Origin of the sequence: Pseudomonas sp. FW300-N2F2, from assembly GCF_017351655.1 — a bacterium.
In the GTDB taxonomy this organism is placed as follows: domain Bacteria; phylum Pseudomonadota; class Gammaproteobacteria; order Pseudomonadales; family Pseudomonadaceae; genus Aquipseudomonas; species Aquipseudomonas fluorescens_AA.
This window is the reverse complement of the sequence record NZ_JACNDQ010000001.1, coordinates 1113047-1139495: the sequence shown is the minus strand read 5'-3', so window position 1 is coordinate 1139495 and position 26449 is coordinate 1113047. Positions and strand designations below refer to the sequence as shown.

Below are 26449 nucleotides of genomic sequence, written 5' to 3'. Positions count from 1 at the left end.
AATGTAGAAACCCCGCCATGTCCAATTTGGACATGGCGGGGTTTGTCGTTTCAGCTCACCTCAAACCGTATCCACCTTCAACGAATGATCATTCAACATCCCATTGATGATGGTCGCCGTGTCCGCTCCGCCGATGATTCCCCCCGCGCCAGGCGCGACGCCGTAGTGACTGGCGAGGTTGACGCCGGCCAGGTCGATGGTCTGGTTCGGCGTGGCGCCGGCGATGGCGCTGACGTCGATGCTGGTGATAACCGACGCCCCGCTGCCGCTCACGCTGAAATGCAGGTAATCATCCAGTGACGCCGCGCTGCCGTTCTCCCCTTGCAACAGCTGGGACAGGTCGAGCTTGTCGATGCCGGGCGTGAAGTCGGTGATCACGTCGTGGCCGCTATTGCCCGCCTGCCATTGGAAGGTGTCGGCGCCGCTGCCACCGGTGAGGGTGTTGTTGCCCAGGCCACCGATCAGCAGGTCGTCGCCGCCACCGCCATTGAGCACGTCATGGCCCAGACCACCGTCGAGGCGGTTGCTGGCACCGTCGCCGGTGAGGGTGTCGTTGAAGTTCGAGCCCACGAGGTTTTCGATGTGGCTCAATGTATCGGTGCCCGCGCCCAGGGTGTTCTGCGCCGCCAACAGGCCCAGGTTCACCGTGACTGCCGACGTGGCGTGGCCGTAGCTGACGGTGTCGTTGCCCGTACCGCCATCGAGCAGGTCGTTGCCCGTGCCGCTGTAGAGCAAGTCATTGCCGGCCCCACCGTTCAGGGTGTTGTTGCCCGAACCGGCGCTGAGTACGTCGTTGCCGTCGCCGGCGTTGAGGATGTTGTCGCCGTTGCCGGCCAACAGCACATCGTCGCCGCTGGTGCCTGTCAGGGTATGGCCCGCCTGATAGCTGATGCCTACCGCTGCGCTGTCACTGCCGCCGTGGTTGTCGCTGGCGGTGTAGCTGCCGTGGTAATCCGGTGTTTTGTCTTGCGCCCCGGCATAGTCGACGGTGAGGGTCAGTTGATAGTTCTCCGCAGCGTTGGAATTACCGCCGCCGGGATTGGCGATGTTGGTGACGTGGATCTGGTAATTGCCATCCGCTGCTGCGGTGAAAGAAGCCCCGTCGTTGATCGCAATGAATGGCCCGCCGTTGAGGGAATACTCCATCGCAATGTGACCGGCCGACAGGTTGTGGTCCAGGGTCAGGGTTTCGCCCTGTTTGAGGCTGATGTTGAGCCGGTCTTCATCGTTGGTGTTGTTATTGGACACCATCCCCAATGCACCGCTGACCACCAGCATCGCCGTCATGCTCGCGGTATTGGCGACGAAAGCGCTGCGGCTGAGGTTGATCGACTGCACGTTGTTGCCGGTGAAGCTGGCCGGGCCGGTGCTGCCGGTGAAGTCCGCGCCTTTGGCGACCCAACCAGTATTGAAACTGGTGGGTGACGCGGTGAGCGGATCGCCGTTGGCATCGCTGTCGTTACCCAGCAGCAACTCGCCCGGGATCACGATGTTGCCCGACAGAATGTTGGTGATGATGTTGTCGTCGGCAGCGCTCGGTGGGCTGTTGGGCACGACGTTGATCACCAGGTTGGAGCTCGCCAGGTCACCGTCATGGTCGCTGACGGTGTAGCCGATGTGCTCGGTGATCAAGGTGCTGGTGGCCGTCTGGGAGGTGTAGCTGAACGCACCGGTATCCAGGTTGACCACCAGGGTGCCGTCGTGGTCGGTCGCGATGCTCAATGTGTTGGTGGCTGTATTGAAGGAGCCATGGTTGAGCCCGCCGCTGGCGGTCAGCGCGCCATGGCCACCATTGGCCGCCGGGTCATAGCTGTACGTGGTGCCATCGACCACCAGGCTTTTGATAAACCCGCCATCGGCGCCAAACGAGCCCCCCTCGCCCAGCAGGTTGCCGGTGACCGGCGCGCCTTGCACGGTACCGGAAAGCACCGAGTTGAGCTGGTTCAAGTCGGTGACCACCACCGCATTGGTGTCGGTGTGGGTGCTGCCGTCATAGGCCAGCGGGTCGAGATTGACGTTTCTGGCGCCGCTGCCCAGGCCGACGGCGTAATTCTTGATGCCGTTGGCATCGAGAAAGGCTTTCCACGCGACCTCGTCCGCCGAGCCGATTTCGCCCAAGGTCGGCTTGCCATCGGAGAAAAAGTAACCAATGTTCTGTGCGCCGGTCAGTTGTCCGGGGGTGGCGAACGCCGTCTTGGCCATCGCCACGGCCGCATCGTAATTGGTGTCACCGTGCGCATTCAGCGCGGCGATCAGCGTCTTGGCAGTTGCCACGTCCACCCACACGGCACTCTGGTCGGTGGCACTGCCGCTGAAGGTCACAAGCTGGACTTTGACGTCGCCCATGTCGTCGTATTTGTCGAGCAAGGCGCTGATCGCCTGTTTGGCCAGATCCATACGCGAGAGCCCCGGCACACCGGAATCGTCTTTCATGCTGCCGGACACATCAAGCACGATCAGCAGGTTCGAATCGACCTCCACCGCCGTCACCGAACGCTCGGACGCAACGGCCTTTGGTATGTCATCGACGATGCTGACCACCAGGCTGCCGGTGGTGCTGTTGCCCAGGGAGTCCGTGGCCTGATAGGTGAAGCTTTCGCTCAGCACGTTCGGGCCATCGTTGGCGGCGGGCGTCGTCGTGGCCGGCGAGGTCAACGTGTAGGTGTAGGAACCATCCGGATTGAGCAATAGTTGGCCATGGGCACCGACGCCATTGCCCACCAAGGCGAAAGACACGGCGCCCGTTGCCCCGGTGACAGACCCCACCAAGGTGCCCGTGGCGGTTTCACTGGTGGCATTCGGGGCGCTACCGGTGACGGTGCCGGGGGCCAGGTCCTGGCCGTCCTGGTTCAGGTCGAGGGCTTTTTCGTAGACGGTCACGTCATGGTCGGTTGCTGCGACGAGGCAACTGTTGTGCACGTCGATGGTGATGGTCGTCGTGCTTTCATCGCCATCGGCGTCGCGCACGGTGTAGGTGAACACATCGGTCGCGCCCGGTGCGCCGACGGTGTTCGGGTTGCTGTGGTAGACGGCGTTGCCGTTGGTGTCCAGGGTCAGGTAGCCGTAGGTACCGTTGATCTGGCTGTTCAAGCCACCGATGGCCGGGTTGGTGGTGTCGTTGCCGGCACGCACGCCGATGATTGCGCCGCCGTCCGCACCGAGCACGTCGTTATCCAGTACATTGCCATTGACCGTCCCGCCCTCTACCACCGAGGCGAAATCGCCGTGAGCCTTGGGCACGTCGTCGACAATGTCGATGACGATAGTGCTAGTGACCGTGTTGCCCAACGAGTCCGTGGCCTGGTAGGTAAAGCTTTCGCTCAGCACGTTCGGGCCATCGTTGGCGTGGGGCGTGGTCGTGGCTGGCGCCGTCAGGGTGTAGGTATACGAACCGTCGGGCTGAAGCGACAGTTGACCGTAGGCACCGGTGGCGTTGCCCACCAGCGCGAAGGTCACTGCGCCCACGGCACCGCTGATCGAGCCGACAAGGCTGCCGCTGGCGGTCTCGCTGGTGGCGTTCGGGGCGCTGCCGGTGACGGTGCCGGGGGCCAGGTCCTGGCCATCCTGGTTCAGGTCGAGGGCTTTTTCGTAGACGCTGATTTCGTGGTCCGGTGCGGCGACCAGGCAACTGTTGTGCACATCGATGGTGATGGTCGTCGTGCTTTCATCGCCATCGGCATCACGCACGGTGTAGGTGAACACATCGGTCGCGCCCGGTGCGCCGACGGTGTTCGGGTTGCTGTGGTAGACGGCGTTGCCGTTGGCGTCCAGGGTCAGGTAGCCGTAGGTGCCACTGATCTGGGTGTTCAAGCCACCGACGGCAGGGTTCGAGGTGTCGTTGCCGGCGCGTACGCCAATCACCGTGCCACCGTCCGCGCCAAGCACGTCGTTGTCCAGCACATTGCCGTTGACTGTGCCGCCCTCCAGCACCGAGGCAACATCGGCATGGGCCTTGGGCACGTCGTCGACAATGTCGATGACGATAGTGCTAGTGACCGTGTTGCCCAACGAGTCCGTGGCCTGGTAGGTAAAGCTTTCGCTCAGCACGTTCGGGCCATCGTTGGCGTGGGGAGTGGTCGTGGCTGACGCCGTCAGGGTGTAGGTATACGAACCGTCGGGCTGAAGCGACAGTTGACCGTAGGCACCGGTGGCGTTGCCCACCAGCGCGAAGGTCACTGCGCCCACGGCACCGCTGATCGAGCCGACAAGGCTGCCGCTGGCGGTCTCGCTGGTGGCGTTCGGGGCGCTGCCGGTGACGGTGCCGGGGGCCAGGTCCTGGCCATCCTGGTTCAGGTCGAGGGCTTTTTCGTAGACGCTGATTTCGTGGTCCGGTGCGGCGACCAGGCAACTGTTGTGCACATCGATGGTGATGGTCGTCGTGCTTTCATCGCCATCGGCATCACGCACGGTGTAGGTGAACACATCGGTCGCGCCCGGTGCGCCGACGGTGTTCGGGTTGCTGTGGTAGACGGCGTTGCCGTTGGCGTCCAGGGTCAGGTAGCCGTAGGTGCCACTGATCTGGGTGTTCAAGCCACCGACGGCAGGGTTCGAGGTGTCGTTGCCGGCGCGTACGCCAATCACCGTGCCACCGTCCGCGCCAAGCACGTCGTTGTCCAGCACATTGCCGTTGACTGTGCCGCCCTCCAGCACCGAGGCAACATCGGCATGGGCCTTGGGCACGTCGTCGACAATGTCGATGACGATGGTGCTGGTGACCGTGTTGCCCAACGAGTCCGTGGCCTGGTAGGTGAAGCTTTCGCTCAGCACGTTCGGGCCATCGTTGGCGTGAGGCGTGGTGGTGGCCGGCGAGGTCAGGGTGTAGGTGTAGGAGCCGTCGGGGTGAAGCGACAGTTGACCGTAGGCACCGGCGGCGTTGCCCACCAACGCGAAGGTCACTGCGCCCACGGCTCCGCTGATCGAGCCGACAAGGCTGCCGCTGGCAGTCTCGCTGGTGGCATTCGGAGTGCTGCCGGTGACGGTGCCGGGGGCCAGGTCCTGGCCATCCTGGTTCAGGTCGAGGGCTTTTTCGTAGACGCTGATTTCGTGCTCGGGTGTGGCGACGAGGCAGATATCGTGGACATCGATGGTGATGGTGGTGGTGCTTTCATCGCCGTCGGCGTCACGCACGGTATAGGTGAACACATCGGTCGCGCCTGGGGCACTGACGGTGTTCGGGTTGCTGTGGTAGACGGCGTTGCCGTTGGCGTCCAGGGTCAGGTAGCCGTAGGTGCCATTGATCTGGGTGTTCAAGCCGCCGATCGCCGGGGTCGAGGTGTCGTTGCCAGCGCGCACGCCAATCACGGCACCACTCGCGGCCGGCCCGTCGGCACCGCCTTCGTCGTTGTTCAGGACGTTGCCACTGACCGTCCCGCCCTCATCCACCGAGGCGGCATCAGCATGGGCGGTCGGCAAATCATCGACGATGTTCACGTCCAGGTTGCCGTTGGCCGTGGTGCCGTTATCGTCGGTGGCGACTACGGCGAATTGTTCGCTAACGCTGTTGGCGCCGTTGGCGTTTGGATGGGTTTCGTTGTCCAGCAAGGTGTAGCTGTAGCTGACCACGCCGGTGCTGGCGTTGAAGCCAGTGATGGTCAGCGTGTTGCCCAACGCAGTGGTGATGGACTGCGGGAAACCCGCCGCCACGCCGCCGGTGACGACGTTGATGCCGCCCACGCTCAGGGTCTGCACACCGTCCAACGCGGTCACGGTGAACGTGCCACTTTGAGTCAGGGCCGGTGCGTCCGGGCTGCTGCCGTCGCTGAGGTTTTTTTCCTGGACCGTCAGCTCACCACCTTCGGTGTCGAGGCCGGTGATGATCACCGGGTCGTCGTTGTTGTGCACTTGCAGCACCAGGTTCGCGGTGCTGGTGTCGCCGTCGGCGTCAGTGAGTGTGTAGGTGAAGGTTTCGCTGCCGTTGCCGCCGCCATGCAAGCCTTTGAAATCAGCGTCGGCAGTGTTGAGGGTGTAGGTGTAGGAACCGTCGGCGTTGAGCACCAGGGTGCCGTAGGTCCCGGTGAAGGTACCGGGCGTGATTGGGCCGGACGCCACCTGATCCGCACCTTGGGTGTCGTTGGTCAGGACACTGCCGGTCAGGGTCAGGTGGGTTTCCGAGGCCGTGCTGGCGTTGCTGTCGTCCACGGCTTTAGGCAAGTCGTCGACGATGTTCACATCCAGGTTGCCGTTGGCCGTGGTGCCATTATCGTCGGTGGCGACTACGGCGAATTGCTCGCTAACGCTGTTGGCGCCGTTGGCAGTTGGATGGGCTTCGTTGTCCAGCAGCGTGTAGCTATAGCTCACCACCCCAGTAGCAGCGTTGAAGCCGGTGATGGTCAACGTATTACCCAGCGCAGTGGTAATCGATTGTGGGAAACCTGCTGCCACACCGCCTATAACCACATTGATGCCGCCCACGCTCAGGGTCTGCACGCCGTCCAACGCGGTCACGGTGAACGTGCCGCTTTGAGTCAGGGCCGGTGCGTCCGGGCTGCTGCCGTCGCTGAGGTTTTTCTCCTGCAACGACAGCTCGCCACCTTCAGCATCCAGGCCCACCAACACCACCGGATCATCATTGTTGTGCACTTGCAGCACCAGGTTCGCGGTGCTGGTGTCGCCGTCGGCGTCGGTCAGGGTGTAGGTGAAGGTTTCACTGCCATTGCCGCCGCCGTGCAAGCCTTTGAAATCGGCATCGGCGGTGTTGAGGGTGTAGGTGTAGGAACCGTCGGCGTTGAGCACCAGGGTGCCGTAGGTGCCAGTAAAAGTACCGGGCGTGATTGGGCCGGACGCCACCTGATCCGCACCTTGGGTGTCGTTGGTCAGGACACTGCCGGTCAGGGTCAGGTGGGTTTCCGAGGCCGTGCTGGCGTTGCTGTCGTCCACGGCTTTAGGCAAGTCGTCGACGATGTTCACATCCAGGTTGCCGTTGGCCGTGGTGCCGTTATCGTCGGTGGCGACTACGGCGAATTGTTCGCTAACGCTGTTGGCGCCGTTGGCAGTTGGATGGGCTTCGTTGTCCAGCAGCGTGTAGCTATAGCTCACCACCCCAGTAGCAGCGTTGAAGCCGGTGATGGTCAACGTATTACCCAGCGCAGTGGTAATCGATTGTGGGAAACCTGCTGCCACACCGCCTATAACCACATTGATGCCGCCAACACTCAGGGTCTGCACACCGTCCAACGCGGTCACGGTGAACGTGCCGTTTTGAGTCAGGGCCGATGCATCCGGGCTGCTGCCGTCGCTGAGGTTTTTCTCCTGCAACGACAGCTCGCCACCTTCAGTGTCGAGGCCGGTAATGACCACCGGGTCGTCATTGTTGTGCACTTGCAGCACCAGGTTCGCGGTGCTGGTGTCGCCATCGGCGTCGGTCAGGGTGTAGGTGAAGGTTTCGCTGCCATTGCCGCCGCCGTGCAAGCCTTTGAAATCGGCATCGGCGGTGTTGAGGGTGTAGGTGTAGGAACCGTCGGCGTTGAGCACCAGGGTGCCGTAGGTGCCAGTAAAAGTACCGGGCGTGATTGGGCCGGACGCCACCTGATCCGCACCTTGGGTGTCGTTGGTCAGGACACTGCCGGTCAGGGTCAGGTGGGTTTCCGAGGCCGTGCTGGCGTTGCTGTCGTCCACGGCTTTAGGCAAGTCGTCGACGATGTTCACATCCAGGTTGCCGTTGGCCGTGGTGCCGTTATCGTCGGTGGCGACTACGGCGAATTGTTCGCTAACGCTGTTGGCGCCGTTGGCAGTTGGATGGGCTTCGTTGTCCAGCAGCGTGTAGCTATAGCTCACCACCCCAGTAGCAGCGTTGAAGCCGGTGATGGTCAACGTATTACCCAGCGCAGTGGTAATCGATTGTGGGAAACCTGCTGCCACACCGCCTATAACCACATTGATGCCGCCAACACTCAGGGTCTGCACACCGTCCAACGCGGTCACGGTGAACGTGCCGTTTTGAGTCAGGGCCGATGCATCCGGGCTGCTGCCGTCGCTGAGGTTTTTCTCCTGCAACGACAGCTCGCCACCTTCAGTGTCGAGGCCGGTAATGACCACCGGGTCGTCATTGTTGTGCACTTGCAGCACCAGGTTCGCGGTGCTGGTGTCGCCATCGGCGTCGGTCAGGGTGTAGGTGAAGGTTTCGCTGCCATTGCCGCCGCCGTGCAAGCCTTTGAAATCGGCATCGGCGGTGTTGAGGGTGTAGGTGTAGGAACCGTCGGCGTTGAGCACCAGGGTGCCGTAGGTGCCAGTAAAAGTACCGGGCGTGATTGGCCCGGACGCCACCTGATCCGCACCTTGAGTGTCGTTGGTCAGGACGCTGCCGGTCAGGGTCAGGTGAGTTTCCGAGGCCGTGCTGGCGTTGCTGTCGTCCACGGCTTTAGGCAAGTCGTCGACGATATTTACGTCCAGGTTGCCGTTGGCCGTGGTGCCGTTATCGTCGGTGGCGACTACGGCGAATTGTTCGCTAACGCTGTTGGCGCCGTTGGCAGTTGGATGGGCTTCGTTGTCCAGCAGCGTGTAGCTATAGCTCACCACCCCAGTAGCAGCGTTGAAGCCGGTGATGGTCAACGTATTACCCAGCGCAGTGGTAATCGATTGTGGGAAACCTGCTGCCACACCGCCTATAACCACATTGATGCCGCCAACACTCAGGGTCTGCACACCGTCCAACGCGGTCACGGTGAACGTGCCGTTTTGAGTCAGGGCCGATGCATCCGGGCTGCTGCCGTCGCTGAGGTTTTTCTCCTGCAACGACAGCTCGCCACCTTCAGTGTCGAGGCCGGTAATGACCACCGGGTCGTCATTGTTGTGCACTTGCAGCACCAGGTTCGCGGTGCTGGTGTCGCCATCGGCGTCGGTCAGGGTGTAGGTGAACGTCTCGGTACCGCTGCCCCCGCCATGCAACGCGACGAATTGCGGGTCGCTGGTGTTCAGGGTGTAGGTGTACGTGCCGTTGGGGTTGAGCACCAGGGTCCCGTAGGTGCCGGTGAACGTCCCGCCAATGATCGGCCCGCTGTCGGGGCCGGTGGGGATCCGGTCGGCGCCCTGGTGGTCGTTGGGCAATACGTTGCCGGTAAGGGTGACCAGGGTTTCCGACGCCGTGTTCGCGTGGCTGTCGTCGATCGCCTGGGGCACGTCATCGGTGATGTTGACGTCCAGGGTGCCGGTGGCCGTGTCGCCGTCGGTGTCGACGGCCACCACTGGGAACTGCTCGGTAATGTTGTTGGCACCGCCGCCGGCAGGATGGGTTTCATTGTCCGTCAGGGTGTAGGTGTAACTGACCACCCCCGTGGTCGAGTCATAGCCCGTGATGGTCAACGTGTTGCCCAGCGCCGACGTGATGGTTTGAGGAAAGCCTGCGGGCACGCCGCCACTGATCACGTTGATGCCGCCGATGCTCAGGCTGCTCAGCCCGTCAGGCGCGGATACCGTGAAGGTACCATTTTGCACCAGCGCCCCCGGATTGCTGGCCGAACCATCGGCCAGATTGGCCTCGTTGGTGGTCAGTTCGCCGCCCTCGACATTGACTCCGTCGAGGGTCACGGGATTGTCCGGCGTCTCAGGGGTTACCGGCGGCACGGCGGCATTGTCGCCGCTGTTATCCGGGTCACCGGCCAAGCGTAGCTGGGGAAATTCGGGAATCCCGTTGAACCCGGCCGTCGGAAAACCGATCAGCGGATCGACCTCCCCGCCCACTTCTTCCAACAGCACAAAACTGTGCCCACCGCCTACACCACCCGGGTTGCCACCTTCGGGTCCGGCGGCCGTGGCTTCACCGGTCTGGGTCGGGTCGGCACCGGCGGCGATGGCTTGCTGCAGCTTTTGCACATCGGTCAGTTGCGCGTCACTCGGCGTCGTCGTGTCGGGCGTGTCGACATGAGGCGCATGGTTGGCCAGCAGCTGCGGGGTCAGGGTCAGGTTGCTTTCGCGGCCCAGGGTCAACGACTGGCCGTTCTGCAGATGCACAGCCACGGCCCCTTCGGCACCGGTGACCAGGTGTTCGCCGGCATAGAGCCGATCGCCTTCGACCAAAGGCCGCCGCAGGCCACCAGCCGCTTCTGCGAAAACTTGCCCGACCACTTTGCTGACGATACCGATGAGCGCTGCCATGTGCATTTCCTCCGTTGCCGACCGCAATCGGCACCTGTCTGGGTGAAGAATTCGTCCTCAGGTTCAGCGACCCAAAAAGCTGGAAAATCTGCCAGCTTTCGCGAAAGCAGAAGGTGCTGGCAATTCGCCTAAACGACAAAAAACCGTCACCAAAAACCGCTTCTCACATCGCCCTTTCGGCACTTCTTCACGTCGCTTAAAAATCTGCATGAAACTTTTATTGACGCCTAAAAGCCGTCAGAACCCGCAGATTCAAAGGCTTTCGCTTTGAACAATGTGCCGGTTTTTTTCAAGCTCATAAGTTTTTTTCGGAATAATGCTTATGAGAAATTCTTCTTAGGTTTTGCTCAGGATGTTCTTAGCTGTGTTGTTACAAGGTTGAAACGGTTTTGATCTTAAACACGTCAATATTTTGGCGACAAGCGAAGCACTACAGACCTCAGGAGATGCACCCCATGCGCGTTCTAACCCCCCTCTGCAGCGCGGTTTTGCTGGCCATGGCCTGCTCTTCTCAGGCGCAGGCCATGTCATTGACCGAGGCGATCCAGAGCACCATCGCGACTCACCCGGAACTGGCACAACGGGTGGACAGCCGTCTGTCGGCCAATGAAGACGTCAAGGTCGCCAGGGGGGGCTTTTTCCCATCGGTGGATCTCAATGCCGGTTACGGCCGTGGCTACAGCGACAACACCAACACCCGTGCCCTGGGCAACCACCACACCAATATCCTGACCTACACCCAATCGGAGCTGCGCCTGCGGCAGATGATCTTCGACGGGTTCAACACTGCCAATGAAGTGCAGCGCACCCAGGGCGTGGTCAATTCCCGGGCCTATTACGCCCAGGGCACCGCCCAGGATCTGGCGCTGCGTACCATCGAGGTCTACCTGGAAGTGCTCAAGCGTCGCGAACTGGTGACCCTGGCCAAGAACAACCTGCAGGCGCACCTGCGGGTCAACGACCAGATCGGCCTGCGCACCGAGCGTGGGGTGGGCAGTACGGCCGACTCCGACCAGTCCAATGCCCGTCGGGCCCTGGCGGAAAACAACTTCGACACCGCCCAGGTGGACCTGGCGGACGCCGAGGCGAACTTCTACAGCGTGGTCGGGCGCATGCCCGATGAGCTGGAGGCGCCGCCCTCGACCAAAGGCGAAATCCCCGCCGACCTGCGCGAAGCCCAGCAAAGCATGGTGGATAACAACCCGTACCTGAAATCGGCCCAGGCCGACATACAGTCCGCCGAGAGCCAATATGAAGTGGCGAAGTCGCCGTTCTACCCGCGCTTCGATGCCGAAGCAGCGGTGGGCGCCAACAACAACCTCGGCGGCGAAGAAGGCCACGACAACAACTGGCGTGTGGGTGTGGTGATGAACTACAACCTGTTCCGCGGGGGCAGCGACAAGGCGCGGCTGGCGTCCAACGCCCACCAGATCAACCAGGCCATGGACATCCGCAACAACGCCCTGCGCCAGCTCAACGAAGACACGCGCCTGGCCTGGAACGCGATGCTCAACGCCCGCAAACAGACCCCCACCGCCCGCGAATACGCCGACACCACCGCCCGTGTGCGCGCCGCGTATCAGGATCAGTTCGGTCTCGGCCAGCGCACCCTGCTCGACCTGCTCGACAGCGAAAACGAGTTGTACAACGCCAACCGTCGCTACACCGAGGTGCGTTACACCGAGGAGTACTCGATGTACCGGGTGCTGGCGAACATGGGGCTGCTGTTGCACAAACAACGGATCGTGCTGCCGGCCGATGCGGTCGCGCAGACCGAAGTCAAGAATCAGGCACGGCTGCCGGAACTGAAGTAGCCCCCTCCAAAAAAATGGGAGCGAACACTGTGACCAGCATGGAACCCACAACCCCCGGCGCCGATCCGCGCCTGAACTTCGATGATCCCTTGCTGGACGGCCTGTTGATCCTCTGCAAACTCCATGGCGCGACGGTCAGCCGCGCCAGCCTCAGCGCCGGGCTCCCTATGGCGCACCAACGCTTGAGCCTGGACCTGCTGCCCCGCGCAGCGGCCCGGGCGAGCTTGCAGGCGCGGTTGTTGCGTCGTGAGCTGGCGGACATCTCCCCCCTGAACCTGCCGGTGATGCTGATCCTGGCGGGGGGCCGCTGCGCGGTATTGCGGCGCTGGGGCGAGGATGGCAAGGCGCTGATCCTGCCCAGTGAAGCCGATGGTGGCGAGCAGTGGGTCAGCCGCGAGGAACTGACCACCGATTACATCGGCCAGGCGCTATTCGCCCGGCCGCGCCATGAACTCGAAGACCTGCGCTCGCCCCTGGTGCCGCGGGTCGAGGCGTGGTTTCGCGACACCTTGAAACTGTCGCGCTGGCTGTACAGCGACGCGATCCTGGCGAGTTTCCTGATCAACCTGCTGGGGCTGATGGTGCCGCTGTTCGTCATGCAGACCTACGACCGCGTGGTGCCGAACCAGGCCACGTCCACCTTGTGGGTACTGGCCGTGGGGCTGTTGATCGGTACCGGCTTCGAACTGGTGCTGCGGGTGGTGCGCGCCCATCTGCTGGACACCGCCGGCAAGAAAACCGACGTGATTCTGTCCGCCACCCTGTTCGAACGCATCACCGGCATGGCGATGAAGGCCAAGCCGGTGACCATCGGCGGCTTCGCCCAGAGCATCCACGACTTCCAGGGCCTGCGCGAATTCCTCACGGCGGTGACGCTCACCAGCCTGATCGACCTGCCCTTCGCCCTGCTGATGCTCGTCGTGATCGGCCTGCTGGGCGGCTGGCTGGTGGTGATTCCCGTGATCGCGTTTCCGATCACCATCGTCTTCGCCATGATCATCCAGGTGCGCCTGCGCGACACCGTGCAAAAAAGCCTGGCCCTCGGCGCCCAGCGCCAGGCCCTGCTGATCGAAACCCTCGGTGGCCTGGAAACCCTCAAGGCCTGCAGCGCCGAAAGCGAGCGCCAGCATCAATGGGAAAGCACCCACGGCGCCCTCACCCGCCTGGACAGCCATGCGCGCAACCTCTCGGCACTGGCGACCAATGGCACGTTGTTCCTGCAACAACTGGCGGGCATGGCGACCATCGTCGCCGGGGTCTACAGCATCATTGCCGGCAACCTCAGCGTCGGTGCGCTGGTGGGGACCTACATGCTCGGCAGCCGGGTGCTCGCACCGCTCGGGCAGATCGCCGGGCTGATCACCCGCTACCAGCAAGCCCAGCTCACCATGCGCAGCACCGATGCCCTGATGGCGTTGCCCCAGGAGCGAGACGCCAAGCAGCGGCCCCTGGACCGTACCCAATTGCAGGGTGCCCTGGACGTCAGCGGCGTGACGTTCCACTACAACGGCCAGAGCGCCCCGGCGCTGGCCAATATCAGTTTCAGCCTCAAGCCCGGCGAACGGGTCGGGATCATCGGCCGCAGCGGCTCGGGCAAGAGCACCCTGGCGCGCCTGGTGATGGGTTTCTATGCACCGGAGGAAGGCCAGTTGCTGCTGGACGGCCTGGACCTGCGGCAACTGGACGTCGCCGACCTGCGTCAACAGATCGGCTACGTCGCCCATGACCTGCCGCTGCTGGCCGGCAGCCTTCGGGACAATCTCACCCTGGGCGCGCGCTACATCAGCGATGCGCGCATGCTGGAAGTGGCGGAACTGACCGGTGTCACCGAACTGGCGCGCCAGCATCCCCAAGGTTTCGACCGCCCGGTGGGCGAGCGTGGGCAACTGCTGTCCGGCGGCCAACGCCAAGCCGTGCTGCTGGCCCGGGCCTTGTTGCTCGACCCGCCGATCCTGCTGCTGGACGAACCCACCAGCGCCATGGACAACACCAGCGAAGACGTCCTGCGGCAGAAGCTTCACACCCATGTACAGGGCAAGACGGTGCTGCTGGTCACTCACCGCACCTCGATGCTGAGCCTGGTGGACCGGTTGGTGGTGCTGGATAACGGCCGGATCGTGGCGGATGGGCCGAAGGAAACGGTCATCGATGCCTTGCGCAAGGGACGGGTAGGCTCTGCGGCGGTTTAAGCGCAACACCGCCCCCTGTGGGAGCGAGCTTGCTCGCGATAGCGTTGGATCAGTTGGCGCAGGTGGGACTGTTACATCGCTATCGCGAGCAAGCTCGCTCCCACACAAGCTCGCTCTCACAGGTTCTTTGTTCGGATTTATTTCCCTCACTGACGGGTACCGCCCATGTCTGCCCAAACACCGGATTCAACCGCCCGAAGCTACTTCGGCAGTTTCAGCAAAAGCGCCGAAAGCGAGTTCATGCCGGAAACTGCCGGCGCCACGCTGCAGGATTCGCCCCGACGCTCGCGGGTTACCGTGTGGCTGGCCGCCGGGTTGATCATCACCGGGCTGGTCTGGGCGAAGTTGGCGGTCTTGCAGGAAGTCACCACCGGCGAAGGCAAGGCGATTCCGTCGAGCAAGATCCAGGTGATCCAGAACCTGGAGGGCGGCATCGTCACCGAGATATTCGTGCGCGAAGGCCAGATGGTGAACAAGGGCGACACCCTGCTGCGCCTGGACGACACGCGATATCAATCGAACAAGGGCGAGAGCGAAGCCGACCGCTATGCCTTGACCGCCCAGGTCGAACGCTTGTCGGCCGAGGCCGAGGGCCGGCCCTTCAAGCTTTCCGCAGAGGTGATCGCCAAGGCCCCGCAAGTGGCCGAGGACGAGCGTTCACTGTATGAACAGCGCCAGCGGCGCCTGGCCAGCGAACAACGGACCCTGACTGAACAGCTGCGGCAGAAGACCCAGGAGCTGGCGGAGTTTCGCTCCAAACAAGGCCAGTTCAGCTCCGCCCTGGCCTTGTTGCAGGAAGAAATGAACATGTCCGCGCCACTGGTGCGCACCGGGGCGGTGTCGCCGGTGGAAATCCTGCGGCTCAAGCGCAGCGCGGTGGAAATCCGCGGTTCGCTCAACGCCACCACCCTGGCGATTCCCCGGGCCGAATCGGCGATCAACGAGATCAAGAGCAAGATCGACGAATCGGAACAGACCTTCCGCTCCGAGGCGGCCAAGGACCTCAACGAGAAACGCACCGAACTGTCGAAAATCACCGCCTCGAGCATCGCCATCGACGACCGCGTGACCCGCACGACGGTGGTCTCGCCGGTGCATGGGGTGATCAAGCAACTGAAGGTCAACACCATCGGCGGCGTGGTTCAGCCGGGCAACGACATGGTGGAAATCGTGCCCCTGGAAGACAACCTGCTGATCGAAGCCAAGGTCCGCCCCCAGGACGTGGCGTTCCTGCACCCGGGCCAGAAAGCCATGGTCAAGTTCAGCGCCTACGACTACACGATCTATGGCGGACTGAGCGCCAGGCTCGAACTGATCGGCGCCGACACCATCACCGATGACAAGGGCAACAGCTTCTACCTGATCCAGGTCCGCACTGACAAAAACCACTTGGGCGGGGATGCCAAGCCGTTGCTGATCATTCCGGGAATGGTGGCGACGGTGGATATCATTACCGGGGAGAAAAGTGTCCTGGATTACCTGCTCAAGCCGGTGTTGAAGGCGCGGACCGAGGCGATGCGCGAACGCTGATCTGGATTTGGCTCGACCTGTGGCGAGGGAGCTTGCTCCCGCTGGGCTGCGAAGCAGCCCCAACACCATTCATCTCGGTGTACCAGGCTAAATGCGGCGGCAGGTTTTGCGACGGCTGCGCCGCCGAGCGGGAGCAAGCTCCCTCGCCACAGAGTTATCTAACCTCCGCCATGATTCTGCTGATAGGTCTGCTCCCCCATCGCCGCAATCTGCCCCTCGATCAAGGCCTCGAACGGCCTCAGCAACGCCTCGAAACTCGCCGGCGCTTCCAGGACCTGCAACGCCTGGACAATCGCCTCCACCGTCGACAACGCCCCCGGCCCGGGCGCCTTGCGCAAGCGGTAACGGGACACAGCGCCCTCGGCCAGGGTCACCCTCGGCAGTGCCGCCAGCAGCGGGTTGAGGTGCAGCAGCTTGCGCGCCTTGCGCCAGGTGCCATCCGGGACGACCAGCAGGATCGGCTCATCGGACGGGGCGCAGGCCTGCAACGGTTGCGCCTCATCGCCGGGAAACAACAACCGCGCCTGATAGCCCGGTTGATTGAGCAACCGGGGCAAATCCTCGAACACCTCACCCACGATCAACTCGGCATTATTGAGCCCCAACGCCGCCAGGCGGGCGGTATTCAAAGCGTGGTTCACTTCACTGGGATGCTGCAACAGCAAGACGCGGGTGCGGCTGTCGAGGCTGGGGATCAGCGGGCACAGGCAATGGCTTTGTGGCCTGTGGCAACGCGGGCATTGGATTCTGGACATGGTCAGGCCTGATTCAGTTGAGCTTTGAGCAAATCACGGAACGTCTGGATCAGCGGCTCGCGGCTGCGACCACGGCGCACGATCATCGAAAACGGCGCCTGATAACCGAAGGTCGCTGGCAGCAGCACGCGCAAGTCGCCCTTGTCGACCCAGGCCTGGGCGTAGTGCTCAGGCAGGTAGCCGACGTAGGCACCGGACAGCACCAGGATCAATTGCGCCTCCATGCTCTCCACCGTCGCCGCGCTGTGCTTGAAGCCGTGGCGCGCCAGTTCGGCCTGGCTCCAGTAACCGCGCCCGACCATGCGCTGCTGGGTGATGACCTGCTCGGGAATGCGCCGCTCGTTGAACAACGGGTGGCGGTTGCTGCAATACAACCAGTGCTGCTCACGGTACAGCGGCATGTAGACCAGCCCGCTCATGCGCGTGGAAAACGCACCGATGGCCAGGTCCAGGCGGTTGTCCTGCACGCCGAGTTGCAGCTCGTAAGGGCTCATGACCGATAGATGCAAATGCACCGCTGGATGTTCCTGGCTGTAGGCACCGATGGCTTCGGCGAACGGCAAGGCCTTGTCGCTGACGGTGGAGTCGATCACCCCCAGGTTCAACGTACCGCGCAGCTCCCCCTTGAGCGCGGCGGCGTACTGCTCGAACCCTTCGAGCTCGCCCAGCAGGCGCAGGGTTTCCTGATGGAACAGCTCGCCCTTGCTGGTCAGGCTGAACCCGCCCCGGCCGCGATGACACAGCACCAGGCCCAGGGCCGATTCCAGCTGGCTCATGTAGGTGCTGATGGCCGATGTGGACAGGTTGAGCTCGTGCTGGGCATTGGCGAACCCCTGGTGCCGGACCACGCTGACAAAAATGCGCAGCAGTTTCAGGTCGGGTAGAGCGTTGGCCATCAGATACTCCTGAACTCACGGGTCATAGAACTTGCAGAGCTTTTGTGGCGAGGGAGCTTGCTCCCGCTCGGCGGCGCAGCCGTCGCAAACCTGTCGCTGCAATCTGCCTGATGCACCGAGGTGAATGGTTTTGGGGCGGCTTCGCCGCCCAGCGGGAGCAAGCTCCCTCGCCACAGGGCCACACCGATCCAAACAGGGGGACGGCGCTGACGCGAAGTCTATCGCCCTGCCCGCCATTAGTTTAGAAAAATCTGAACTAAGTATTTGCCCCCAGCGATTCTTCACGGCAACGGCTTTTCGCAGAATCGGCCCCTGATAAATAAAACAGCGATGAGGCCCTACCCGTGGACAAGACTCTTCACCAACCACTGGGCGGCAACGAAATGCCGCGCTTCGGCGGCATCGCCACCATGATGCGACTCCCCCATTTGCAAACCGCTGCCGGCCTGGACGCGGCCTTCGTCGGCGTGCCACTGGACATCGGCACCTCCCTGCGCGCCGGCACCCGTTTCGGCCCTCGCGAGATCCGCGCCGAATCCGTGATGATCCGCCCCTACAACATGGCCACCGGCGCCGCGCCGTTCGACTCACTGTCGGTGGCGGACATCGGCGATGTGCCGATCAACACCTTCAATCTGCTGGACGCGGTGCGGATCATCGAAGAGTCGTACCACAAGATCCTCGAACACAACGTCATCCCCCTGACCCTGGGTGGCGATCACACCATCACCCTGCCGATCCTGCGGGCGATCCACAAGAAACACGGCAAGGTCGGCCTGGTGCACATCGACGCCCACGCCGATGTGAACGACCACATGTTCGGCGAGAAGATCGCCCATGGCACCACCTTCCGCCGCGCCGTGGAGGAAGGCCTGCTCGATTGCGACCGCGTGGTGCAGATCGGCCTGCGGGCCCAGGGCTACACCGCCGATGATTTCAACTGGAGCCGCAACCAGGGCTTTCGCGTGGTCCAGGCCGAAGAGTGCTGGCACAAATCCCTGGCGCCGTTGATGGCCGAAGTGCGCGAGAAAGTCGGCGGTGGCCCGGTGTACCTGAGCTTCGACATCGACGGCATCGACCCGGCCTGGGCGCCCGGCACCGGCACCCCGGAAATCGGCGGCCTGACCACCATCCAGGCGATCGAAATCGTCCGGGGCTGCCAGGGCCTCGACCTGGTCGGTTGCGATCTGGTAGAAGTCTCGCCGCCGTACGACACCACCGGCAACACCTCGCTGCTGGGCGCCAACCTGCTGTACGAGATGCTCTGCGTACTGCCCGGCGTGGTTCATCGCTGAGGTGCGGCCATGAACGATCGAGATCAAGTCCTCAAGGCTGCCGCTGAGCTGGTGTCGGCCTTCGCCCGCAATGACCGCGACGCCTACTTCGGTGCGTTCACGGCCGATGCGAGCTTCGTGTTCCACACCCTTGAACAGCCCCTGCTGTCACGCGATGCCTACCAGGCGTTGTGGGATCGCTGGCGGTCCGAGGATGGCTTCGAAGTGCTCAACTGCACCTCGAGCAACGCCTTCGTCAGCCTGCAAGGGGACGTGGCGATTTTCATCCATGACGTGGCCACCGAGCTGCGCATGCAAGGGGAGCTTCACTTTAGCCAGGAGCGCGAAACCATTGTGTTTCGCCAAGAACAACAAGGCCTGTGGCTGGCCTGTCACGAACACTTGTCCGCAATGCCGGAAGGGCTGCCATCCCCTTAGCAACAGGTGACATTCACATTCGATGAACGCGCCTCGATGATCGGAGCAGATCATGCATAACAATAACGATAAAAGCCTTACGCACATTGAAACCAACGGGGTCGAACAGATCCCGGACCACGAACGCACTGCCGGCCCGGGCGACCTGTTTCGCCTGATCTTCGGCGGCGCCAATACCTTCGCCACCGCCGTGCTCGGCAGTTTCCCGGTGCTGTTCGGCTTGTCGTTCCAGGCCGGGGTCTGGGCGATTGTGCTGGGCGTGTTGGTGGGTTCGATCATTCTCGCGCCGATGGGCCTGTTCGGCCCGCTCAACGGCACCAACAACGCGGTGTCTTCCGGTGCGCACTTCGGCGTGCACGGGCGCATCGTCGGCTCGTTCCTCTCGTTGCTGACCGCCATCGCGTTTTTCTCGCTGTCGGTGTGGAGCTCGGGCGATGCGTTGATCGGCGGTGCCAAGCGGCTGGTCGGCGTGCCGGAAACCGACCTGAGCCTGGGCCTGGCCTACGGCCTGTTCGCCCTGCTGGTGTTGACGGTGTGCATCTACGGCTTCCGCTTCATGCTGTGGGTCAACCGCATTGCCGTGTGGGCCGCCAGCCTGCTGTTCCTGCTGGGCATTTTCGCCTTCGCACCGACCTTCGACAGCCAGTTCGCCGGCACGGTCAGCCTCGGCCAGCCGGGCTTCTACGCAGCCTTCATCGGCGCGGCACTGGTAGCCATGAGCAACCCGATTTCCTTCGGAGCGTTCCTAGGCGACTGGTCGCGCTACATCCCCCGCAACACGCCCAAGCGCCGCATCATGCTGGCCGTGATCGCGGCACAACTGGCGACATTGATCCCGTTCCTGTTCGGCCTCGCCACCGCCACCATCGTGGCGATCAAGGCGCCGGACTACATCGCGGCCAACAACTACGTGGGCGGGCTGCTGGCAGTTTCGCCGGGGTGGTTCTTCCTGCCGGTGTGCCTGATCGCGGTGATCGGCGGCATGTCCACCGGCACCACGTCGCTGTATGGCACCGGGCTGGATATGTCCAGCGTGTTCCCACGGGTGCTGTCGCGGGTCAAGGCCACGCTGCTGATCGGCGTGCTGTCGATTGCCTTCATCTTCATCGGGCGCTTCGCGGCGAACCTGGTGCAGAGCGTGTCCACATTCGCCGTGCTGATCATCACCTGCACCACACCGTGGATGGTGATCATGATCATCGGCCTGTTGGTGCGCCGCGGCTTCTACTGCCCGGATGACCTGCAAGTGTTCACCCGCGGTGAAACCGGCGGGCGCTATTGGTTCAGCCACGGCTGGAACTGGCGCGGCCTGGGGGCGTGGATCCCCAGTGCGCTGGTGGGGTTGTGCTTCGTCAACCTGCCGGGGCAGTTCGTCGGGCCGCTGGGGGAATTGGCCGGTGGGATCGACATCAGCCTGCCGGTGACCCTGGGCCTGGCCTCGGTGGTGTACCTGGTGCTGCTTGGGGTGTTCCCAGAGCCGGCGGCGGTGTATGGGCCGGATGATCCGCGTAGGAACGATTCGGCGTCCATCGATAAACCGCAGCTCAGACAGACCGCCTGACCCGAGGTGAACGCATCACCTGACTGTAAATGCAACACCTGAGGCCGGGAGCTTTTGTGGCGAGGGAGCTTGCTCCCGCTGGACCGGGCTGGCGCTCCAGTGCGGAGCGCTCCCGAAATAGCGATTTCTTCGCAACCGAGCGGGAGCAAGCTCCCTCGCCACAAAAGCGTCACCCGACATCACCCCGACTTCCTATAAAAAAGACAATCGGAGACACGCCACCATGGCTTTGGACTTAATCGTCGTTCTCATCTATGCCGCCGGCATGATCGCCCTCGGCTGGTACGGCATGCGCCGCGCCAAGACCCGTGACGACTACCTGGTGGCCGGGCGCAACCTCGGCCCGGGCTTTTACCTGGGCACCATGGCCGCTACCGTCCTGGGCGGTGCGTCCACCATCGGTACCGTGCGCCTGGGCTACGTCTACGGCATTTCCGGATTCTGGCTGTGCGGCGCCATCGGCCTGGGCATCGTCGGCCTGAGCCTGTTCCTCGCCAAGCCGTTGCTCAAACTCAAGATCTACACCGTGACCCAAGTGCTGGAACGCCGCTACAACCCGGCGGCGCGCCAGGCCAGTGCGCTGATCATGCTGGTTTACGCACTGATGATCGGCGCCACCTCGACCATTGCCATCGGCACCGTGATGCAAGTGTTGTTCGGCCTGCCGTTCTGGGTGTCGATCCTGGTGGGCGGTGGCGTGGTGGTGCTGTATTCCACCATCGGCGGCATGTGGTCGCTGACCCTCACCGACATCGTGCAATTCCTGATCATGACCGTCGGCCTGGTGTTCCTGCTGATGCCGATGTCCATCAGTGACGCGGGCGGCTGGGATGCCATGGTGGCTAAACTGCCGGCCAGCTACTTCGACTTCACCGCGATTGGCTGGGACACCATCCTCACCTACTTCCTGATCTACTTCTTCGGCATCTTCATCGGCCAGGACATCTGGCAGCGCGTGTTCACCGCCCGCAGCGAAGGCGTGGCCAAAGTGGCCGGCACCGCCGCCGGCCTGTACTGCGTGCTGTATGGCCTGGCCGGGGCGTTGATCGGCATGGCGGCCAAGGTGTTGCTGCCGGACCTGGAGAACGTCAACAACGCCTTCGCCAGCGTGGTGCAGACCAGCCTCCCCAACGGCATTCGCGGCCTGGTGATCGCCGCCGCCCTGGCGGCCTTGATGTCCACCGCCGCAGCGGGCCTGCTCGCCGCGTCCACCACGGTGGTCCAGGACTTGCTGCCCCGTCTGCGCCAGGGCCGTGAGAGCGGCAGTGGCGACGTCCACGAGAACCGCATCGCGACCCTGCTGATGGGCGCGGTAGTCCTGGTGATCGCCCTGGTGGTCAGCGACGTCATCAGCGCCCTGACCCTGGCCTACAACCTGCTGGTGGGCGGCATGCTAATCCCGCTGATCGGCGCCATCTACTGGAAACGCGCCACCACCGCCGGCGCCATCACCAGCATGTCGCTGGGCTTCTTGACCGCGCTGTTCTTCATGCTCAAGGACGGCCTGGACGCCAACACCCCGATCTACTACAGCCTGAGCGTGGCGCTGGGGAGTTTTGTGCTGGTGAGCGTGTTGTCGCCACGGCCGAAGGTGGTGGCCGAGGCGGTTTGACCGCTAACTCCCGACAATGAGATCCCTGTGGGAGCGAGCTTGCTCGCGATGACGGCGGTACATTCAACATGAATGCATGCCGGTCCACCGCTATCGCGAGCAAGCTCGCTCCCACAGATTCTGTCTTCAGAAATAAAAAGATCGCAGTTCCGGGCCATCTCAATTGAAATGGTCCGGAACTGCGATCTCTCCAAATTCGGTGGTGTATTTACCGGCGGCGCGGTTGGCGGCGGCGTTGCTCGTCATCGGTGCGGATCGGTACCGGTTGCATTGGCGGTTCGATCAGGCCAAGTGCGACACCCAAGTCGTGAAGCCAGTTCTGGATTTTCTCTTTCATCGTGGTGCCCCCTCAGGGTGGTGCGAGCGGCAGATTTCTGTGGCCCCTTCGCACTGATAATAGTCCGATGTTCTACGCAATGCTCGTCTCAGTTTGCAATGATCTGTTACTGAATTGATCCAAATCCACCTCCCGGAGTTCAAGCCGATTGCGCCGTGAGCATTGGCCCCCGCGGCCAGGCCTGTTGTTGCAACTCAATCCAGGCGTTCAGGTTGGCTCCAACCATGCCTTTGCGCCACATCAGCCAAGTGGTGGCGCTGGCGAACGGCTCGGCCAGCGAATGCACCGTTACCCGCTCGCGGCCCGGCAGGCTGGCCAGCATCGACTCGGACATCAACGCCACCCCGGACCCGGCGATCACACATGCCAGCATCCCCTGATAAGACTCGATTTCCATCGCCCGGCCCATGGTCGCGTGATCATGGGCAAACCAGGCCTCTAATCGCATCCGGTACGAGCAACCACGCCGGAACGTGAACACCGCGCGGCCCTGCACGTCCAGCGCACTGTTTACCGGCGGGTGATCGGCCTCGGTAATCAGCACCAACCGCTCGTCGCACAACGGCACGCCATCCAGCCCCGCCAGCTCCAGCGGGCCATCCACCAGTGCCGCGTCGAGCCGGTTGGTGAGCAGGCCTTCAAGCAACTCGCCACTGGGCCCCGATTGCACTTGCAGGTTCACCGCCGGGTACGCCCGGTGATAAGCCGCCAGCAGGTCCGGCAAATGCGTCGCCGCCGTGCTGTACATCGTGCCCAGCAGGAAGTCCCCGGCCGGCTGCCCGCCCTGCACGGCGGCATGAGCCTCGTCGTGCAAGGCGAACAGCTTGGCCGCATAGTCCAACAGGACTTTTCCTGCTGGCGACAACTGCAAACGCTGACGCTCCCGCAGGAAAAGGTCCACACCCAGCTGCTCTTCAAGCTGCTTGAGCCGGGTCGAGAGGTTCGACGGCACCCGGTGAAGGCGCTCGGCAGCCCGGGTAATGGAACCTTCCTCGGCCACGGCCTGGAAAATCCGCAGTTGGCTGAACTCCATGACCTTCTCCAAAAAAGAACAAGTTACTCACTATTATTCATTTTTAATGAAAGTCAATCAGTCCTAGCCTGACGGTCATTCGCCCCGACACCGGAGAACGACCATGTCACCTCTTATTCGCCTGCTCGGCAGTTTCATCGCGCTGATGATGGCCATGGGCATTGGCCGCTTCGCTTTGACGCCCCAGTTACCTCACTTGATCGGCGAAGGTCAGGTCGACTTGACCGCCGCCGGTCTGATTGCCGCCGTCAACTACCTGGGGTACTTCATCGGTGCGCTCGATGCGATGTTCGCCCGTCGTCCGGAACAGGTGCGGCGGCGGTTGCTCGGCGGCCTGTGGCTGTGCGTGCTGCTGACCCTGGCGTCGTTCTGGGCCTGGGGCTTCTGGCCGCACCTGGCCTTGCGCTTCGGAACCGGCGTGGCGAGCGCCTGGGTGATGGTGATGATCACCGCCCTGAGCCAGCCCTTGGCCGCGGCAATAGGACGGCCACGGCTCGGTGCCCTGGTGTTTGCCGGGCCGGGCCTGGGGATTTTCCTGACCGGCCTGCTTGCCCTCGGCTCGAACCTGCTGGGCCAGACCTCCGCCACCCTGTGGCTGGTGTATGCCGGCGTGGCCTTGGCGATGTTGCTGGTGATCTTGCCGATCCTGCCGCAGCCGGCAGCCGCAGCACCTGTCGCAGGGCCGACCGCCCCTTCGCCGAACGCGGGCATCGCACGATTGGGCGTGGTGTACGCCCTGTACGGCGTGGGCTACATCATTCCGGCGACGTTCCTGTCGCAAATGGCCTCGGCGCAGTTCCACGGCCAATGGCTGGCCGATTTGTTCTGGCCCTGCTTCGGCATGGCCGCCGCCAGCGGCGTATTGCTGGTCAGCCGGCGGCGGCCGAACCCCAGCACCACCGGCCGCTGGTTGATCGGTACGCTCTGGCTGCAAGCCGCCGGAGTATTTGCCTGCCTGCTGGGCAGCGGGCCGGGGCTGGCGCTGGGGGTGATCCTGTGTGGCACACCGTTCCTGGCCTGCATGCAGTTGGTGATGCTGCGCTCCCGGGAACTGGCGCCCCACGCCACCCAGCGCAACGCTGGCCTGTTGACCGCCTGCTTTGCCGTGGGCCAACTCAGCGGCCCCCTGCTGGCGGCGCTGAGCAGCCATTTCAGCGGCGGCCTGCAACCGGCGCTGATCATTGCCGGCAGCGGCCTGGTGCTGGCCGGAGGCCTGTTGCTGCGGCCCGCCAGCCAAGGCGCGGCGAGCCCTTGCGCCCAGACCGCCCTGCGTTGATCAGGCCTGGCCGGCCGGGCTGAACGCCTTGCTCGACTGCGTGGCCGGCTCGCGTCGCGCCAAGGCGAAATACAACACCCCGCCGAGGAAGCAACCGGTGAACCAGGCAAAGTTGGCCATCGGTTGCAGCACGGGGGTGAAGGTAATCGCCACACCCATCAGCGTCGCCGGAATCAACGCCTTGACCGCCGTCCAGTTGATGCCGCCACTGTAGTAATAGCGCCCGCTGGGCCCGTCATTGAACAACGCATCGACGTCGATCTGCTGCTTCTTGATCAGGTAGTAATCCACCAGCAGGATCCCGAACAGCGGGCCGATAAACGCCGCCAGAACGTCCAGGGTGTAGTGGATCACTTCGGGGTTGTTGAACAGGTTCCACGGCGTGATGAAAATCGAGGCCACCGCCGCGATCATGCCGCCGGCGCGCCAACTGATCTTGCTGGGGGCGACGTTGGCGAAGTCGAAGGCCGGCGAGACGAAGTTGGCGACAATGTTGATGCCGATGGTGGCGGTCACGAAGGCAAAGGCTCCCAGCAAGACCGCCACGTCGTTGTCGATGCGCGCCACGGTGGCAATCGGGTCGTGGAGCATTTCACCGAACACTGGCAAGGTCCCGGAAACAATCACCACGGTGACCAGGGAGAACGCCAGGAAATTCACCGGCAGCCCCCAGAAATTACCCCGGCGCACGTCAGACATGCTCCGGCAGTAACGGCTGAAATCGCCGAAATTCAGGGTCGGACCGGAAAAGTACGACACTACCAGGGCCGTCGCCACGATCACTTGGCCGAAGGCCTGCCAGCCGGACAAGGACTTTTCCGCCAGGGTGAAGCTGATGTTGCTCCAACCGGCCTTCCACACGATCCAACCGGCCAGCAGGAACATCACGGCGTACACCACCGGCCCGGCCCAATCGATGAAACGACGGATCGATTCCATGCCGGTCCAGAACACCAGCGCCTGGACAAACCACAGGCTGAGGAAACCGAACCAACCCAGGTAGGACAAACCGGCAAAATGCGGCGTCGCGTAAACCTCCATCGAAGGAAAAAACCGCAGCACCACGATGATCAGCGCGCTGGACGCCAGGTACGTCTGAATGCCGTACCAGGCCACGGCGATCAAACCGCGAATGACCGCAGGAATATTCGCCCCGAACACCCCGAACGCCAGCCGACAGATCACCGGGTACGGCACCGCCGCCTGTTGGCTCGGCTTGGCGACCAGGTTGGCGATCAACTGCACGATGCAGATCCCGCCGAGCAAGGCGATAAGCACCTGCCAACTCGCCAGGCCCAAGGCGAACAGACTGGCGGCGAAGACATAACCGCCCACACTGTGCACATCACTCATCCAGAACGCGAAGATGTTGTACCAATTCCATTTCTGCGGCAGTGGGCCCAGGTCCTCGTTATAGAGGCGGGGGCTGTAGCCGTTGGGCAATTGCTCGGACATTGCGGGGCTCCTTTGAGTACCGCCGTGCCCCCGTAGCGACCTGCTCACCATACTGCGCACGGGAGCCGGCATGGTTTGTATACGCGTTGCTACGCAGAATGCGTGCCATACGCGCAGGATGTGAGACAAACCGGGGTGTGTGGCGCAGAGGAACGCCGCACAGGAACAGGCATACGCCCACGAACAGGGC

14 protein-coding genes are annotated in these 26449 nt (G+C 63.0%); 8 read left to right on the top strand and 6 right to left on the bottom strand.

All coding sequences use genetic code 11. The features are described from left to right. Window positions 1–60: 60 nt before the first annotated feature. Window positions 61–10089, bottom strand: a complete 10029-nt coding sequence (locus J4E63_RS05205) for a retention module-containing protein (RefSeq protein ID WP_310650693.1) — start codon at window positions 10087–10089, stop codon at window positions 61–63. Window positions 10090–10544: 455 nt separating this feature from the next. Between J4E63_RS05205 and J4E63_RS05195 the strand changes: the two genes are divergently transcribed. The 3 genes from J4E63_RS05195 to J4E63_RS05185 all read left to right on the top strand — a co-directional run bounded on the left by J4E63_RS05195 (window position 10545) and on the right by J4E63_RS05185 (window position 15622). Beyond that, window positions 10545–11903, top strand: a complete 1359-nt coding sequence (locus J4E63_RS05195; protein ID WP_060738685.1) for a TolC family outer membrane protein — start codon at window positions 10545–10547, stop codon at window positions 11901–11903. 29 nt (window positions 11904–11932) lie between these two features. Then, a complete protein-coding gene (locus J4E63_RS05190; protein ID WP_207281293.1) occupies window positions 11933–14092 on the top strand; it encodes a type I secretion system permease/ATPase in 2160 nt (719 codons plus the stop codon). Window positions 14093–14257: 165 nt separating this feature from the next. After that, a complete protein-coding gene (locus J4E63_RS05185) occupies window positions 14258–15622 on the top strand; it encodes an HlyD family type I secretion periplasmic adaptor subunit (protein WP_192263458.1) in 1365 nt (454 codons plus the stop codon). Between the two features lie 158 nt (window positions 15623–15780). Here the strand turns inward: J4E63_RS05185 and J4E63_RS05180 are convergent, their stop codons facing one another. Then, the gene (locus J4E63_RS05180; protein WP_192263457.1) at window positions 15781–16377 is read right to left on the bottom strand and encodes a tRNA-uridine aminocarboxypropyltransferase; all 597 of its coding nucleotides are present in this window, start codon (window positions 16375–16377) and stop codon (window positions 15781–15783) included. A gap of 2 nt (window positions 16378–16379) precedes the next feature. Then, the gene (locus tag J4E63_RS05175; protein WP_003184133.1) at window positions 16380–17273 is read right to left on the bottom strand and encodes a LysR family transcriptional regulator; all 894 of its coding nucleotides are present in this window, start codon (window positions 17271–17273) and stop codon (window positions 16380–16382) included. Between the two features lie 344 nt (window positions 17274–17617). Here J4E63_RS05175 and speB point away from each other — a divergent pair, with 344 nt between their 5' ends. The 4 genes from speB (at window position 17618) to J4E63_RS05155 (ending at window position 22158) form a co-directional block, all read left to right on the top strand. Beyond that, window positions 17618–18568 (top strand): agmatinase, encoded by a 951-nt coding sequence (speB, locus tag J4E63_RS05170; protein ID WP_092205065.1) that lies wholly within the window; start codon window positions 17618–17620, stop codon window positions 18566–18568. A 9-nt stretch (window positions 18569–18577) separates the two neighbouring features. Then, window positions 18578–18985: a nuclear transport factor 2 family protein gene (locus J4E63_RS05165; protein WP_207281292.1), complete on the top strand. Its 408-nt coding sequence runs from the start codon at window positions 18578–18580 to the stop codon at window positions 18983–18985. A 49-nt stretch (window positions 18986–19034) separates the two neighbouring features. Then, window positions 19035–20546 carry a cytosine permease gene (locus tag J4E63_RS05160; protein WP_207282449.1) on the top strand — a complete coding sequence of 504 codons (1512 nt, stop codon included), beginning with the start codon at window positions 19035–19037 and terminating at the stop codon, window positions 20544–20546. Window positions 20547–20769: 223 nt separating this feature from the next. After that, window positions 20770–22158 carry a sodium:solute symporter gene (locus tag J4E63_RS05155; RefSeq protein ID WP_207281291.1) on the top strand — a complete coding sequence of 463 codons (1389 nt, stop codon included), beginning with the start codon at window positions 20770–20772 and terminating at the stop codon, window positions 22156–22158. A gap of 208 nt (window positions 22159–22366) precedes the next feature. Here the strand turns inward: J4E63_RS05155 and J4E63_RS30750 are convergent, their stop codons facing one another. Both J4E63_RS30750 and J4E63_RS05150 read right to left on the bottom strand, forming a co-directional pair. After that, on the bottom strand, window positions 22367–22495 hold the full coding sequence (locus tag J4E63_RS30750) for a PA1414 family protein (protein WP_003198971.1): 129 nt from the start codon (window positions 22493–22495) through the stop codon (window positions 22367–22369). A 139-nt stretch (window positions 22496–22634) separates the two neighbouring features. Next, window positions 22635–23528, bottom strand: coding sequence for a putrescine utilization regulator PtrR (locus J4E63_RS05150; RefSeq protein WP_192263453.1), 894 nt, complete (start codon window positions 23526–23528; stop codon window positions 22635–22637). A 103-nt stretch (window positions 23529–23631) separates the two neighbouring features. Between J4E63_RS05150 and J4E63_RS05145 the strand changes: the two genes are divergently transcribed. Beyond that, window positions 23632–24804 carry an MFS transporter gene (locus J4E63_RS05145; RefSeq protein ID WP_207281290.1) on the top strand — a complete coding sequence of 391 codons (1173 nt, stop codon included), beginning with the start codon at window positions 23632–23634 and terminating at the stop codon, window positions 24802–24804. On the opposite strand, the gene J4E63_RS05140 is transcribed toward J4E63_RS05145, so the two are convergent. After that, window positions 24805–26259, bottom strand: coding sequence for an NCS1 family nucleobase:cation symporter-1 (locus J4E63_RS05140; RefSeq protein WP_060738694.1), 1455 nt, complete (start codon window positions 26257–26259; stop codon window positions 24805–24807). It lies immediately after the preceding gene. Window positions 26260–26449 lie beyond the last annotated feature (190 nt).